This is a genomic window from Cupriavidus sp. 05T41, assembly GCF_056396525.1.
Genome location: NZ_JBFTLQ010000005.1, coordinates 145,357 through 158,647, shown reverse-complemented (window position 1 = coordinate 158,647; position 13,291 = coordinate 145,357). Strand labels below are relative to the sequence as shown.

General features: G+C 68.5%; 14 protein-coding genes. 6 read left to right on the top strand and 8 right to left on the bottom strand.

Annotation, left to right across the window (positions count from 1 at the left end):
• A partial coding sequence (locus tag AC1DKV_RS05160; RefSeq protein ID WP_477137503.1) for an MdtA/MuxA family multidrug efflux RND transporter periplasmic adaptor subunit occupies positions 1–1,346 on the bottom strand: 1,346 nt, incomplete at its 3' end.
• A 315-nt stretch (positions 1,347–1,661) separates the two neighbouring features.
• Here AC1DKV_RS05160 and AC1DKV_RS05155 point away from each other — a divergent pair.
• The 3 genes from AC1DKV_RS05155 (at position 1,662) to AC1DKV_RS05145 (ending at position 4,165) form a co-directional block, all read left to right on the top strand.
• Positions 1,662–2,393 (top strand): response regulator, encoded by a 732-nt coding sequence (locus tag AC1DKV_RS05155; protein ID WP_441612719.1) that lies wholly within the window; start codon positions 1,662–1,664, stop codon positions 2,391–2,393.
• The gene (locus AC1DKV_RS05150) at positions 2,390–3,667 is read left to right on the top strand and encodes an ATP-binding protein (protein WP_441612717.1); all 1,278 of its coding nucleotides are present in this window, start codon (positions 2,390–2,392) and stop codon (positions 3,665–3,667) included. The genes AC1DKV_RS05155 and AC1DKV_RS05150 overlap by 4 nt, the downstream gene beginning before the upstream one ends.
• A gap of 204 nt (positions 3,668–3,871) precedes the next feature.
• Positions 3,872–4,165, top strand: a complete 294-nt coding sequence (locus AC1DKV_RS05145) for a GYD domain-containing protein (RefSeq protein WP_441612716.1) — start codon at positions 3,872–3,874, stop codon at positions 4,163–4,165.
• Positions 4,166–4,245: 80 nt separating this feature from the next.
• Here the strand turns inward: AC1DKV_RS05145 and plsY are convergent, their stop codons facing one another.
• From plsY to AC1DKV_RS05115, 6 genes are all read right to left on the bottom strand, one after another.
• On the bottom strand, positions 4,246–4,857 hold the full coding sequence (gene plsY / locus AC1DKV_RS05140) for a glycerol-3-phosphate 1-O-acyltransferase PlsY (protein WP_441612715.1): 612 nt from the start codon (positions 4,855–4,857) through the stop codon (positions 4,246–4,248).
• Between the two features lie 115 nt (positions 4,858–4,972).
• Positions 4,973–5,464 carry an aminoacyl-tRNA deacylase gene (locus AC1DKV_RS05135; RefSeq protein ID WP_441612714.1) on the bottom strand — a complete coding sequence of 164 codons (492 nt, stop codon included), beginning with the start codon at positions 5,462–5,464 and terminating at the stop codon, positions 4,973–4,975.
• A gap of 27 nt (positions 5,465–5,491) precedes the next feature.
• Positions 5,492–6,496, bottom strand: coding sequence for a site-specific tyrosine recombinase XerD (gene xerD, locus AC1DKV_RS05130; RefSeq protein ID WP_441612713.1), 1,005 nt, complete (start codon positions 6,494–6,496; stop codon positions 5,492–5,494).
• Entirely contained in the window at positions 6,493–6,972 is a 480-nt protein-coding gene (locus AC1DKV_RS05125; RefSeq protein ID WP_441612712.1) for a methylated-DNA--[protein]-cysteine S-methyltransferase, read from the bottom strand. The genes xerD and AC1DKV_RS05125 overlap by 4 nt, the downstream gene beginning before the upstream one ends.
• 214 nt (positions 6,973–7,186) lie before the next feature.
• Positions 7,187–8,155, bottom strand: a complete 969-nt coding sequence (locus AC1DKV_RS05120; RefSeq protein WP_441612711.1) for a tripartite tricarboxylate transporter substrate binding protein BugE — start codon at positions 8,153–8,155, stop codon at positions 7,187–7,189.
• Between the two features lie 144 nt (positions 8,156–8,299).
• The gene (locus AC1DKV_RS05115) at positions 8,300–8,926 is read right to left on the bottom strand and encodes a chalcone isomerase family protein (protein WP_441612710.1); all 627 of its coding nucleotides are present in this window, start codon (positions 8,924–8,926) and stop codon (positions 8,300–8,302) included.
• A 168-nt stretch (positions 8,927–9,094) separates the two neighbouring features.
• On the opposite strand from AC1DKV_RS05115, the gene AC1DKV_RS05110 reads away from it, so the two are divergent.
• The gene (locus AC1DKV_RS05110; RefSeq protein WP_441612709.1) at positions 9,095–9,988 is read left to right on the top strand and encodes an AEC family transporter; all 894 of its coding nucleotides are present in this window, start codon (positions 9,095–9,097) and stop codon (positions 9,986–9,988) included.
• A gap of 5 nt (positions 9,989–9,993) precedes the next feature.
• On the opposite strand, the gene queG is transcribed toward AC1DKV_RS05110, so the two are convergent.
• The gene (queG, locus tag AC1DKV_RS05105) at positions 9,994–11,187 is read right to left on the bottom strand and encodes a tRNA epoxyqueuosine(34) reductase QueG (RefSeq protein ID WP_441612708.1); all 1,194 of its coding nucleotides are present in this window, start codon (positions 11,185–11,187) and stop codon (positions 9,994–9,996) included.
• A 16-nt stretch (positions 11,188–11,203) separates the two neighbouring features.
• Between queG and tsaE the strand changes: the two genes are divergently transcribed.
• Together tsaE and AC1DKV_RS05095 are read left to right on the top strand one after the other, a co-directional pair.
• Positions 11,204–11,716 carry a tRNA (adenosine(37)-N6)-threonylcarbamoyltransferase complex ATPase subunit type 1 TsaE gene (gene tsaE, locus AC1DKV_RS05100; RefSeq protein WP_441612733.1) on the top strand — a complete coding sequence of 171 codons (513 nt, stop codon included), beginning with the start codon at positions 11,204–11,206 and terminating at the stop codon, positions 11,714–11,716.
• Positions 11,710–13,224 carry an N-acetylmuramoyl-L-alanine amidase gene (locus AC1DKV_RS05095; protein WP_441612707.1) on the top strand — a complete coding sequence of 505 codons (1,515 nt, stop codon included), beginning with the start codon at positions 11,710–11,712 and terminating at the stop codon, positions 13,222–13,224. Before tsaE ends, AC1DKV_RS05095 begins: the two co-directional genes overlap by 7 nt.
• Positions 13,225–13,291 lie beyond the last annotated feature (67 nt).

The following is a 13,291-nucleotide window of genomic DNA, read 5'->3' as shown; positions in this document are numbered from 1 at the left end:
CCGCTGGCACCGCTGGCACCGCTGGCACCGCCCCAGCCGCCTTCGCGGCGGCGTCCGCGCCCGCGCGGCTGGCTGGCCGGAACCAGCGAGGCGGCGCGCGCCGCCGGGTCCACCGCTTCCACCGTCATGCCTTCCTTGAGACGGTCGGCGCCGTCCACCACCACGCGCTGGCCTGGCTCCACGCCCTTGGTCACCACCGTGCGGATGCCATCGGAGGGTCCCAGGGTGACCACCTGGACCTTGACCTTGCTGGTGTCGTCCACCACGTAGACGAAGGTGCCTTGCTGGCCGCGCTGGATGGACGCCACCGGCACCACGGTGGCGTCTTCCATCGTGTCCACGCGCGTGCGCACGTTGACGAACTGGTTGGGGAACAGCATGCCGTCGGTGTTCTGGAAGATCGCCTTGAGCTTGACCGTGCCGGTGGTGGTGTCGATCTGGTTGTCGGTGGTCAGCAGCTTGCCCTCGGCCAGGAGGTTGCGCGCCTGGCGGTCCCAGGCCTGCACGGCGACGTCCTCGCCGGCGTGCAGGCGCTTGAGTACGGACGGCAGGTTGTCTTCGGGGATCGTGTAGAGCACGGCGATCGGCTGGATCTGCGTGATCAGCGCGATGCCGTTGGTATCGTTGGTGCTGACGATATTGCCCGGATCGACCTGGCGCAGGCCGATGCGCCCGGATGCGGGGGCCAGGACGCGGGTGTAGCCGAGCTGCAGGCGCGCGCTGTCCACATTGGCCTGGTCGGTCTTGACCAGCCCTTCGTACTGGCGCACCAGCGCATCCTGGGTGTCGACCTGCTGGCTGGAGATGGAATCCTGGCCGAGCAGGGTACGGTAGCGCTTCTGGTCGAGCCGGGCGTTTTCCAGCAGGGCGCGGTCGCGCGCAAGCGTGCCCACGGCCTGGTCCAGCGTGGCCTGGAACGGGCGCGGGTCGATCTCGGCGAGCACGTCGCCGGCCTTGACCATCTGGCCCTCCTTGAACAGGACCTTGAGCATCGGGCCCGAGACCTGGGCCCGCACGGTCACGTTGGCCACCGGCGTCACGTTGCCCAGGCCGTTGAGGATGACGTCCATATTACGCCTGGCCACGGTGCTGACCACGACCGGCGAGCGCTGGGCGCCGGCGCCGCCGGGACCCCCGCGTCCGCCGGGGCCGCTGGCGCCACGCGCGCCGGGACCGGCCGCGCCGCCCTGGGCATCGGCGTTGGTGGCGGTGCGATGGTGATACCAGTACCAGCCGCCGCCGGCCAGCAGCACGATCAGCGCGGCGGCGATCAGTTTGCGGCGGTGCGAGACCGGCTTGCCGGACGGTGGCAGCTTAGCCTGTTGATTTTCTTCGGGGTTGGCCATGACCGGTTCCTGGGATGCGACGCGACGAAACGCGTTGTTCGATATTCGGGGTGGAAGAGGCAGAAGTATGCCGCAATGCCATCGGCATATGCCGCTAAGGGCACGTGGCGGCACGTCGTGCCGGCTGCTTCAGGTCGGTGCCGCGCGCTCCGGCGGCGCCGGTGGCAGCAAACATAAGCGAAGCATAATGCGCCTTGATTCCGTCGATGTTTCATTGCCGACGGCCTTTCTTACAGATCATTACCAGTGGCCCGGGTGTAATGCCCTGAAACAATTCGCCCGGATTGCCGCGCCCAGCCTAGCTATCATCTGCTTATGCGAGCCAATCAGCCTACCCAGATCCTGGTCGTCGACGACGATCCAGAACTCCGCGACCTGCTGCGCGAATACCTCAGCCAGCAAGGTTTTGCCGTGTCGGTCCTGCACGATGGCGAAGGTTTGCAGGCGCGCCTGGAGCGCGAGCGTCCGGCCCTGATCGTGCTGGACCTGATGATGCCCAAGGTCGACGGCCTCACCGCGCTACGCAACCTGCGCGCCAAGAACGACGATATCCCGGTGATCCTGCTGACCGCCCGCAGCGACGAGATCGACCGCATCGTGGGCCTCGAGATCGGCGCCGACGACTACCTCGGCAAGCCGTTCTCGCCGCGCGAATTGCTGGCGCGCATCAATGCCGTGCTGCGCCGCAAGCTGGCGCGCCCGGCATCCGCGCCGGAGGACCGCGAGGGACTGACCTTCGGGCCGTTCCGCGTGAATTTCCGCCAGCGCTCGCTGGTGCGCGGGGGCGAGGCCGTACCGATCAGCGACACTGAATTCGCGCTGCTCAAGCTGCTGCTGACGCACCCGCTGGAAGTGCTCTCGCGCGAGCGCGTCGTGGAGCTGATGTACGGCTCGGCGAGCGGCATCAGCGACCGCGGCATCGACGTGCAGATCTGGCGCCTGCGCCGCCTGCTCGACGAAGACGCGCAGCGGCCGCGCTATATCCAGACCGTGCGTGGCCGGGGCTATACCTTCGTGCCCGACGAAGCCGACGACATACCACGATGAAACTGCGCATCGATACCCTGTTCGGCCGCATCGCACTGCTGATCGCCGCCGTGCTGGTGCTGAGCCACTTCTCCTGGCTGGCAATCCTGCGCATGGACCGCCGACAGCAGCAAGTGGACTATTCGGTCGAGCAGATGCTGTTCCAGTTCGACAGTATCCAGCGCGCGCTCGCCGCTAAGCCGCCCGCGCCGCTGCCCAGCCTGGTCGAGGTGGCCAGCGAAGCCAGCGCGGCGGAGCACACCGTGGCGGCCAAGGGCCGCGCGCGGCGCCTGGTCGAGCAGTTCGCGCTGCGCCTCCCGGCCGGCAGCAAGGTGCGGCTGGAGGAGGAGGAAACCTCGCGCATCTGGGTCAAGCTGCCGCAGCGCCAGGACTGGATAGCCATGCCGGTGCTGTGGGTGCTCAACCCGCCCCCGGACAACCGCCTGGTGCCGGGCGTGATCCTGGTGGTCGGCGTGGCCATGGCGGTGGCACTGCTGATCGCCTGGCAGATCCAGCGCCCGGTGCGCGACATGGCGGCGGCGGCCGAGCAGCTGTCGCGCCAGCACAGCGTTGAGCCGCTGCGCGAGCGCGGCCCGCACGAGCTGCGCCAGCTGATCGTGCGCTTCAACCGGATGATGGCCGACCTGACGCGCATCGACCAGGAGCGCAACACCATGCTGGCCGGTATCGCGCACGATCTGAAGACCCCGCTGGCGCGGCTGCGCCTGCGCGCGGAGATGCTCGCCGATCCCAAGGCGGCGGCCGGCGTGACGCGCGATGTGGAATCGATGTCTGCCATCGTCGAGCAGTTCCTCACCTTCGCGCAGAGCGGCGAGCCGGCCGCGCGTCCGGTCCAGGTTGACCGCCGGCTCGGCGAACTGGCCGCTTCGCTGGCAGAGCAGGACAAGACAGTGGAGCTGTCGCTGACGGCGGGCGAGGGCTTCCGGATGATCGCCACCCAGCTCGACCGCATTGTCGGCAACCTGGTCGACAACGCCTATTCCTACGGCGCGCCGCCGGTGCGCCTGGCCACCTCGCGCCAGGCCGACGGCTGGCACATGGTGGTGGAGGACGAGGGCGACGGCATCCCGCCGGACGCCATGGAGAAGGTCACGCTGCCCTTCGTGCGGCTGGACCCGGCGCGCGGCGGCAACGCGCATTCGGGCCTGGGGCTGGCTATCGTCGACCGGCTGGTACGCCAGGCCGGTGGCCGGCTGGTGCTGGAAAACCGGCCCGAAGGCGGCCTGCGGGTCGAGATGATCTTCCCGTTCGCGGCGCTGGCGCAGGCGGCCTGAGCGCCCCCGCCGCGCGGCACGGCGTACCAGACCTGGAACACTTCCGGCCGGATCGGCGGGCCTGCGTGCCGGTCCGGCCGCGCCGGTGCCGTGCGGGGCGCGCGCCGGCTCGCATGGTACAGAGATTGCTGCTCCTGACGGCTTTGCCCGCGCTGCCCGCCCAGGCGGCGCATCGTGCCGTTCCAGTCGATCAGGAGACGCATCATGGCAACTTTTGTCACCCTACTGAACTTCACCGATCAGGGGATCCGTACCGTAAAGGAAACAACCCGGCGTGCCGCCGCCGTTCGCGAAATGGCGAAGACCTGCGGTATCGAGATGAAAGACATCTATTGGACGCTCGGCAAATATGACCTCGTGGCGACCTTTTCCGCCCCCGACGAAGCCACCATGACCGCGTTTGGACTTTCCCTGGGCGCGGCCGGCAATGTTCGCTCGCAGACCCTGCGCGCCTTCTCCGCGGACGAGATGGATAAGATCCTTGCCAAGATGCCGTGAACGGGTCGCTCCGACCCGCGGCCCCCATGAAAAAGCCCGCGCGAAGCGGGCTTTTTCATGGGGGCTGGCGAGGCGGCGCGTCAGCTTGCTTTTTTCTTGTCGCCGATCCGGCTTTCCTTGCCGGCCAGGAGGTTGCCGATGTTCTGGCGATGGCGCACCACCAGCAGCACGCCGATCGCGAAGACCGCGCCGGCGATCACGTCGATGCCCGACATCAACACGTAGAAGAATGGCGCGAACACCGCCGACACCAGCGCGGCCAGCGATGAATAGCGGAAGAAGAAGGCGATGATCAGCCAGGTGGCCAGCGTGCCCAGTCCCAGCAGCGGGTCGATGGCGAACAGGATGCCGGCCGCGGTCGCCACGCCCTTGCCGCCGGCGAAGCCGAAGAACACCGGGAACAGGTGGCCCAGGAAGACCGCCACCGCCGCCAGCGCGACGCCGGTGTCGCCGATGCCGTAGGCCGGCCCGAAATGCTGCGCGAGCCAGACCGCCAGCCAGCCCTTCAGCCCGTCGCCGATCAGCGTCAGCACCGCGGCTTTCTTGTTGCCGCTGCGCAGGACGTTGGTGGCGCCGGGATTGCCGGAGCCATAGGTATGCGGATCAGGCAGGCCCATGGCCTTGCTGACCACGACGGCGAAGGAGATGGAGCCGATCAGGTAGGCGGAAATAGCGAGAATCAGGTTGGCCATGTGGGAAACGGGAATTTGAGGCTGGGCGGATTGTAGCGCGGTCGGCGCCGGTTCAGTTCCGTGACTTCCCCAATACCGGAGCACCGTCTTTGCGGCACGGCCCGCCCGGGTGCTTTCAGTCGGGCAGCGCGCATTCCACCGCCACCGCACCCGCCAGCTCGGTCAGCACGCCGGGCGCGATGCTGACCAGATAGCCGCGCCTGCCGCCGTTGATATAGATCTTCTCCAGCGCCAGCACGCCGGCTTCCACATACACCGGCATGCGCTTGCGGGTGCCGAAGGGCGATGTCCCGCCCACCATGTAGCCGCTGTGGCGCTGCGCGACTTCCGGCTTGCATGGCTGCACGCTCTTGCGGCCGGTCTGGCGCGCCAGGTTCTTGGTGGAGACCGAGCAGTCGCCATGCATCAGCACGATCAGCGGCTGCGCCTTCTCGTCCTCCATGACCAGCGTCTTGACCACGGCGTGTTCCGGCACGCCGAGCTGGCGCGCCGATTCGCCGGTGCCGCCGTGCTCCACGTAGTCGTAGGCATGCTCGCCGAAGGCCACGCCATGTTGCCTGAGGAACTGGGTGGCAGGGGTTTCGGATACGTGTTTGGACTTGCTCATGATTCGGTGAACTGGCGGTTTCGTCGCTCAGCCGCGCGGGTGGTGATGCTGGTGCAGCTCGCGCAGGCGCTCGCGCGCGACATGGGTGTAGATCTGCGTGGTGGAGATGTCGGCGTGCCCTAGCAGCAGCTGCACCACGCGCAGGTCGGCGCCGTGATTGAGCAGGTGCGTGGCGAAGGCATGCCGCAGCGTATGCGGTGACAGCGGGGCGTGGATGCCGGCTTCGCGCGCATGGCGCTTGATCAGGTGCCAGAAGGTCTGGCGCGTCATGCCGTCGCCACGCTGGGTGACGAACAGCGCGTCGCAGGCGCGCTCGCCGAGCAGGGCGGGGCGGCCCTGCGCGAGGTAGCGGCGCAGCCAGTCGCCGGCTTCCGCGCCGAACGGCACGAGCCGCTCCTTGTTGCCCTTGCCGCCGACCACGCGTGCCACGCCTTCGTTGAGGCCGACCTCCACGGTCTTCATCTGCGTGAGCTCGGACACGCGCAGGCCGCTGGCGTACATCAGCTCGAGCATGGTGCGGTCGCGCAGGCCGAGCGGGGTGCCGGTGTCGGGCGCCTCGAGCAGGGCTTCCACCTGCGCTTCGCTCAGCGTCTTGGGAAAGCGCGGCGGCTGCTTGGCCGGGCGCAGCAGCAGGCAGGGGTCTGCGGTGATCATGTGCTCGCGCAGCGCCCACTGGAAGAAGCGCTTGAACACCGTGAGCCGCCGGTTGGCCGACGATGCGCGCGTCTCCAGGTGGCGCGAGGCGATGTAACCACTGAGGGCTTCGTCGTTCACCTCGAGCAGCGCGCACACCGCATTGGCATGCAGCCAGCGCGAGAGCAGCGCGAGATCGCGCCGGTAGGCGTCGATGGTGTTCTGCGAGAGGCCGTCCTCGAGCCAGAGCGCATCGCAGAAACGGCCGACCAGGTCGAGGTCGGCCAGCAGCGCGGCTTCGTCAATGGTTTCGTCGATGGCGTCATCGCTGGCTTCGTCGCCCGCGTGGGCGGCGCCGCCGCGGGCGACGTCCGTGTCGTCGGTGGGGAGTCCGCTCATATCAGCAGCACGCCTTCGTGGCGCAACAGCCAGCGCTTGGTCTCGAGCAGGTAGCCATCTTCGCTGTGGTGGGCGAAGCCGCCGAGGCCGCCGGCGCCGACCACGCGGTGGCACGGGATCACCAGCGGGAACACATTGGAGCCGCACGCTTGCCCGACCGCGCGCGGTACGCTGGCGATGTCCCGCGCCATCGCGCCGTAGGTGGTGGTCTTGCCGCGCGGGACCGCGGCGATGGCCTGCCACACGCGGCGCTGGAACCCGGTGCCCGCCGGCGCCAGCGGCACATCGAGAGGGGCGTCGGGATCGGCGTAGTAGGCCTCGAGCTGCCGCGCCAGGCGTTCTGCGACGGCGCTGGCGGGCGCGATGAGGGGCATGCTGTCCGGCAGGTAGACGATCTCGCGGATCAAGTCACCCTCGGTGCGCACGCCGACCTTGCCGAAAGGCGCGGCGAGGATGGCGTCGAAAATGGAATGCATGGTTGGCCGGGCGGGATGCAGGGACGGAACGGATGGCCTTGCGGGCCATTCCGGATTCTAGTGCATGGCGCCGCCGCAATGAAAAAGGGCTTCCCTCGGGAAGCCCTTGCGTTGCCGGCAGGGATAGCCTGTCGCGTGTTGTCTCTCCTTCCCATTTCGTCGGAAATGGGCGCAAGACCTTCCACGGCGCAGGCTTGCCTGGCTTGCCTTGCGCTTACTGTTCGAGCTTGATGTTCTGCACCTTCACCAGGTTCTTCATCTTGTCGAACTCCTTCTTGATCTCGGCCGCGTGCTGCGCCGGCGTGTTGCCCGACGGCTCGGCGCCGGCGGCGCGCAGGCGCTGCTGGAAGTCCTTGTCCTGCAAGGCCTTGACGGCGGCGTCGTTGAGCTTCTTGATGACGTCGTCAGGCGTGCCGGCCGGGGCCACCAGGCCGTACCAGGCGGGGTCGTTCGGCTCCTTCAGTCCCATTTCGCCGAAGGTAGGCACATCGGGCAGCGAGTCCAGGCGCTTGTTCCACGCCACTACGATCGGGCGCAGCTTGCCGGCCTTGATATAGGGCATCGACGAGGGCAGGTTGTCCACCATGATCGGCACCTGGCCGGCCAGCACGTCGTTCAGCGCGGGACCCGCGCCGCGGTAGGGGATATGGACCATGAAGGTCTTGGTCGAGACCTTGAACTGCTCGCCCAGCATGTGGCCGAAGGCGCAGGTGCCCGAAGTGGCGAACGAGTATTTGCCCGGGTGCGCCTTGAGCGCGGCCAGGAACTCCTTGTAGTCCTTGGCAGGGAAGTTCGGGTTGACCGCGATCACATTGGCCACGTTGGCCAGGTTGGTGATGGGCTTGAAGTCCTTGATGGGGTCGTAGGACAGCTTGGGATTGCAGGCCGGGTTGACCGCCATCGTCGATACGGTGGAGATGCCGATGGTGTAGCCGTCCGGCGGCGACTTGGCGATGGCGTCCGCGCCGATCGAGCCGCCCCCGCCGGCGCGGTTCTCCACCACCACCGGCTGGCCCAGGATGCGGCTCATCTGGTCGGCCGCGCCGCGGCCCACGATATCGGTGGTGCCGCCCGGGGCGAACGGGATGATCAGGCGGATCGGCTTGGTCGGAAAGCTCTGTGCCTGCGCGACCGACGCGGCGACTGCCAGACTCAGGGCCAGTGCAATCTTGCTTGTGTGCATGAGATCGTGTTTCCCATCAAAGACCGGGCGGGGATATCCGCCCAAGGTGAAGAACGCCGGCCAGGCACCCGCGGTGGCGGGGCGGTGTGGCCGGCGGCGTGAGTTGTGGCGGCGGGCCGTGCGGCGTTGCCGGTCCGCCGGCGTTCAGCCGCCCAGGAGCCCGCGCTTGAGATCCCGGTCGACCGGATGGTCGCCCAGGAAGATGCGCAGCACGGCCTGGTAGAAGTCCTCGCCCGGAATTGCCCTGCCGCGTGGCGTGCCGTTGATGGCGACCACGGTGCCGCCGTCGGGCGAGAAGTCGAAGTCGATCACGTCGCCTTTGCGGGCGGTGCCCATCTGCTCCATGGTCTGGCGTAGCTGGAGCATGCGGTCCGACAGGCGCAGCACCTGCATCTCGCTGTGATTTTCGCGGATGCCCTGGTTGAGCGCCTTGAAGAATGCCTCCGACCTTACCTCGCGCAGCGGCCGGATCTGCAGCCGCTTGGGGCCGGGCACACCCAGCACCACGGTGGCGTTGCGGGCTTTCTCCGGCAGGTAGAGCGCGGCCACGTAGCCCTTGATGACAAAGCCAGAGCGCAGGCCGGTGCCGTTGAGCTGCAATTCCTTGCCGCCCACGCGGGTTGCGTCGTCGATGCGCATGCCCTCGATCTCGCCGGCGCGCGCGTGCGGCGCCGGCAGGGCCAGCGCCGCGCCTGCGCACAGGACGAGCGCCAGCTGGCTTGCGCGATGGCGCAGCAGGGCGCGCGCGGACGGGGTACGACGGGGCAACATGAGGCGTGGACGGTACGACGGAACGTGCCATATTGGGCGAATTCTGGAACAATACCAATTGGTATCTGCCCTAGTCGGCACATGACGATGCCATCCTTCCGTCCCTTCCCATGGCCGGAACCTGGCCGCCACCGGCGCGGCGGCCATCACGAAAAATAAAACGAGACAATGTCTTTTGCCTTGCTGCTGGTGCCGGATTTCAGCCTCATCCTGATTGGCTGGCTGCTGGTGCGCTACACGTCGTTCGACCGCGCGTTCTGGTCCGGCGTCGAACGCCTTGTGTACTTCGTCCTCTTCCCGGCGCTGCTGCTGCAGTCCACCAACAGCGCCAAGTTCGACTTTTCGTCGACTTCGGCCATGCTCGGGCTGGCCGTGATGACCACTGCCTTCGGCATGGCTGGCGGATACGCGGCCAAGTGGGCGCTGCGGCCCGCGCCGGTCGACTTCGCCTCCGGCCTGCAGACCGCCTTCCGCTTCAATTCCTATATCGGGCTGGCGCTGGCCGCGCGCCTGGGCGGCAGCGAGGGCCTGGCCATGATGGCGGTGATCGTCGGCTGCACGGTGCCGCTGTGCAATGTGGTGGCGGTCTGGGCCCTGGCCCGTCACGGCGAGGCGCGCGTGTGGCGCGAAATCGCGCGCAACCCGCTGATCCTGGCCACCGCGGGCGGCTTGCTGACCAACCTGCTGGGCCTGCATCCGCCGGAGGTACTGGCGACGACGCTGACGCGGCTGGGCTCGGCATCGACCGCGCTGGGGCTGATCACGGTGGGCGCCGGGCTGCAGATGCGCGGCGCCTCCGGCGCGGTCGGGCCGATGGCGTGGTGGAGCGGGGTCAAGCTGCTGGCAATGCCGTGCTTTGCGTGGGCGGTGGGGCGGATGCTCCCGCTGACGGAGCTGCAGTCGCAGATCGTGGTGCTGTTCGCTTCGCTGCCGACGGCGTCGAGCGCCTATATCCTGGCCGTGCGCATGGGCGGCAACGGGCCGATGGTGGCGGCCACCATCTCCGTGATGACCATCGCCGCCATCGTCACGACGCCGTTCTGGCTGTCGCTGGTCAGTTAGCCGGCTCAATCCGCGATGCAGGCCGGCGCGTCGGCGCCCACATCCTGCGCCAGCGCCCAGCCGATATGCTCGCGCACCAGCGGGCTGGCGTCGGCCTGGCGCGCGCCGAGCGCGGCGCGGATGCGCGCGGCGAGGGCGGCGTCGCCGGTCTCGCAGGCTGCGCGAAGGCTGTTGCCCAGGCCCACCGCCAGGTTGCGCAGCCAGCGCTCGTGGCCGATGCGGCGGATCGGGCTGCCTTCGAGTCGCTGGTTGAACTCCGTTTCCGTCCAGCCGAACAGCGTGACCATGTCGGGCGCCCCGAAGCCATTGCGCACGTCGAAGTCAGGCAGCGTCGCGCGGTGGGCAAACTTGTTCCAGGGACAGGCCAGCTGGCAATCGTCGCACCCGTACACGCGGTTGCCCATGGGGGCGCGCAGCGGCTCGGGGATGGCGCCCTTGTGCTCGATCGTCAGGTAGGAAATGCAGCGGCGCGCGTCGAGCCGGTACGGTTCGAGGATGGCCTGGGTCGGGCAGATGTCGATGCAGCGGCGGCAACTGCCGCAATGGGGCTCCAGCGGCTGGTCGGCGGGAAAGGGCACGTCGACCAGGATCTCGCCGAGGAAGAACATCGAGCCGCCGTCCCGGTCCAGCAGCAGCGTATGCTTGCCGCGCCAGCCCAGTCCGCCCTGCGTGGCCAGCGCCACCTCCATGACCGGCGCGGAGTCGGTAAAGACCCGGTAGCCGAACGGGCCGATGGCGGCTTCGATGCGGCTGGCGAGCTGCTGCAGGCGGTTGCGCAGCACCTTGTGGTAGTCCCGGCCGCGCGCATAGAGCGAGATCACCGCGGTGGCGGGATCGTCCAGCCGGGCCAGTTCGTGGCCGCGCCAGTCGGCTTCGCCGGAAGCCGGCAGGTAAGGCATGCGCGCCACGATGGCGCGTACCGTGCCGGGCACGAGTTCGGCTGGGCGGGCGCGCCGCAGGCCGTGGTTGGCCATATAATCCATGTCGCCGTGGTAGCCCTGTGCCAGCCACGCCATCAACCCCGCTTCCGCCCGGCTCAGGTCGACTTCGGCGATGCTGACCGCGTCGAAGCCCAGTTCCGCGCCCCACGTCCGGATCGAGCGCGCCAGCGCATCCAGCCGCGCGGCGTCCGCACGGGCGCCGCCGCTGGCGGGAGGAGGTTGGGTGGCGGCTGGCGCCTGGGTTGCACGGTCGATCATTCCCGAATTGTACGCAATGCCCTTGCTCGAAGAACGCACCTTGATCCTGCCAGACGAAGCCGCCACCGCGCGGCTGGGCGCGGCACTGGCCGGCGCGGCGCGCGCGTTGCCGCCGCAGACCGTGCACCTGCAGCTGTCGGGCGATCTTGGCGCGGGCAAGACCACGCTGTCGCGCGCGATCCTGCGCGCGCTCGGCCATCAGGGCAAGGTCCGCAGCCCCACCTACACGCTGTGCGAGCCGTACGCGGTCACGCGCGCGGATGGCTCGCCGCTGACCGTCTACCACTTCGACCTGTACCGTTTCGCCGATCCGGAGGAATGGGCCGATGCCGGGTTCCGCGACTGTTTCGCCGAACCCGCCGTCAACCTGGTCGAGTGGCCGGAGAAAGCCGGCCGGCTGCTCGGGGAACCCGACCTTCACTTGTTGCTCCAATCGGACACAAGCGACGCCGACGATGCTGCGGAGCGTCGGATGGTTACGCTTCGTGCCTATACTCAGACTGGACTTACCCTGCTTTGCGCATGCTGATCAAGCGACTCGCTACCGACCGTCCCGATGAATTGTTGCTGGCCCGCCGTAAATGGCTGGCGCAGTGTCTCAAGGCCGGCGCCGGCAGCGTGGTGCTGACGCTGGCGGGGCCTCAGATCGCCTTCGGCGCCGGCATCGTGGCCGTGCGCGTCTGGCCCGCCGAGGAATACACCCGCGTCACCATCGAGTCCGATGCGCCGCTGGCCGCCGTGCACCAGATGGTCCACGGCCCCGACCGCCTGGTGGTGGACATCGATGGCCTGGACCTGTCGCCTACGCTGCGCGAACTGGTGGCCAAGGTCACCTCCAATGACCCCTATATCCAGACCGTGCGCGTCGGGCAGAACCGCCCGCGCGTGGTGCGGCTGGTGTTCGACCTGAAGGAAGACGTCTCGCCGCAGGTGTTTACGCTGGCGCCGATCGGCAGCTACCGCAACCGCCTGGTGTTCGATCTCTACCCGGTCAACCCGCCCGATCCGCTGTGGAAGCTGGTGCGCGACACCGAGGACAAGCAGCGCCGCTTTGCCGCGACGCCGCCGCCGGCGGGCGCCGATGGTGTGTCCGGCGCGCCCGCCACGGGCGAGGAAGATGCCATCGGCGCGCTGGTGCGCAAGTTCGACGACAAGGGCGCCAATCCGGTGCCGGCCCTGCCGCCGATGGCGGCGAACCGGCCCAGGCCGCAGGCGCCCGCCACACCGCCCACGGCAGGCGCGCCGCCCGTGCCGCCGCTGGCGCAGAACAATGCGCCGCCCGCGCTGCCGGCCAACAATGCGCCGGCCGACCGGCCCTTCAAGATGCGCCGCCTGCTGACGGTGGCGATCGACCCGGGCCACGGCGGCGAAGACCCCGGCGCCACCGGCGCGTCCGGTTCGCGCGAGAAGGACGTGGTGCTGCAGATCGCGCACCGCCTGCGCGCCAAGATCGACGCGCAGCCCAATATGCGGGCCATGATGACGCGCGACGCCGATTTCTTCGTGCCGCTGAACGTGCGCGTGCAGAAGGCGCGCCGCGTGCAGGCCGACCTGTTCGTGTCGATCCACGCCGATGCCTTCCTGTCGCCGGAAGCCAAGGGGGCCTCCGTGTTCGCGCTGTCCGAGCGCGGCGCGTCGAGCAGCGCGGCACGCTGGATGGCCAACAAGGAGAACGCCTCCGATCTGATCGGCGGCGCCAACATGGGCAACAAGGATGCCCAGGTCGCGCGCGTGCTGCTGGACCTGTCCACCACCGCGCAGATCAACGACAGCCTGCAGGTGGGCAAGGCGGTGCTCGCGGAAATCGGCGGCATCAACAGGCTGCACAAGGGCAGCGTGGAGCAGGCGGGCTTTGCCGTGCTGAAGGCACCGGACATTCCCTCGATCCTGGTCGAGACCGCCTTCATCAGCAACCCCGAAGAGGAGCGCAAGCTCAACGACGAGAACCACCAGGAGCAGCTGGCCAACGCCATCCTGCGCGGCATCCGCAATTACTTCGCGCGCAATCCGCCTCTGTCGAAGAATCCGTCGGTGTAGGGCGGGGAGCCGCCGGAAGGCAGCCAGAAAGCAAAATGGCCGGCATCCGCCGGCCATTTTGCCTTGT

What these genes read in the sequence shown, in the direction of transcription:
- AC1DKV_RS05120 (WP_441612711.1), bottom strand. Translation starts at nt 8,155, where the DNA reads ATGCACACAAGCAAGATTGCACTGGCCCTGAGTCTGGCAGTCGCCGCG.
- AC1DKV_RS05135 (WP_441612714.1), bottom strand. Translation starts at nt 5,464, where the DNA reads ATGAGCAAGTCCAAACACGTATCCGAAACCCCTGCCACCCAGTTCCTC.
- tsaE (WP_441612733.1), top strand. Translation starts at nt 11,204, where the DNA reads ATGCCCTTGCTCGAAGAACGCACCTTGATCCTGCCAGACGAAGCCGCC.
- queG (WP_441612708.1), bottom strand. Translation starts at nt 11,187, where the DNA reads ATGATCGACCGTGCAACCCAGGCGCCAGCCGCCACCCAACCTCCTCCC.
- AC1DKV_RS05155 (WP_441612719.1), top strand. Translation starts at nt 1,662, where the DNA reads ATGCGAGCCAATCAGCCTACCCAGATCCTGGTCGTCGACGACGATCCA.
- xerD (WP_441612713.1), bottom strand. Translation starts at nt 6,496, where the DNA reads ATGAGCGGACTCCCCACCGACGACACGGACGTCGCCCGCGGCGGCGCC.
- AC1DKV_RS05095 (WP_441612707.1), top strand. Translation starts at nt 11,710, where the DNA reads ATGCTGATCAAGCGACTCGCTACCGACCGTCCCGATGAATTGTTGCTG.
- AC1DKV_RS05115 (WP_441612710.1), bottom strand. Translation starts at nt 8,926, where the DNA reads ATGTTGCCCCGTCGTACCCCGTCCGCGCGCGCCCTGCTGCGCCATCGC.
- AC1DKV_RS05110 (WP_441612709.1), top strand. Translation starts at nt 9,095, where the DNA reads ATGTCTTTTGCCTTGCTGCTGGTGCCGGATTTCAGCCTCATCCTGATT.
- plsY (WP_441612715.1), bottom strand. Translation starts at nt 4,857, where the DNA reads ATGGCCAACCTGATTCTCGCTATTTCCGCCTACCTGATCGGCTCCATC.
- AC1DKV_RS05125 (WP_441612712.1), bottom strand. Translation starts at nt 6,972, where the DNA reads ATGCATTCCATTTTCGACGCCATCCTCGCCGCGCCTTTCGGCAAGGTC.
- AC1DKV_RS05145 (WP_441612716.1), top strand. Translation starts at nt 3,872, where the DNA reads ATGGCAACTTTTGTCACCCTACTGAACTTCACCGATCAGGGGATCCGT.
- AC1DKV_RS05150 (WP_441612717.1), top strand. Translation starts at nt 2,390, where the DNA reads ATGAAACTGCGCATCGATACCCTGTTCGGCCGCATCGCACTGCTGATC.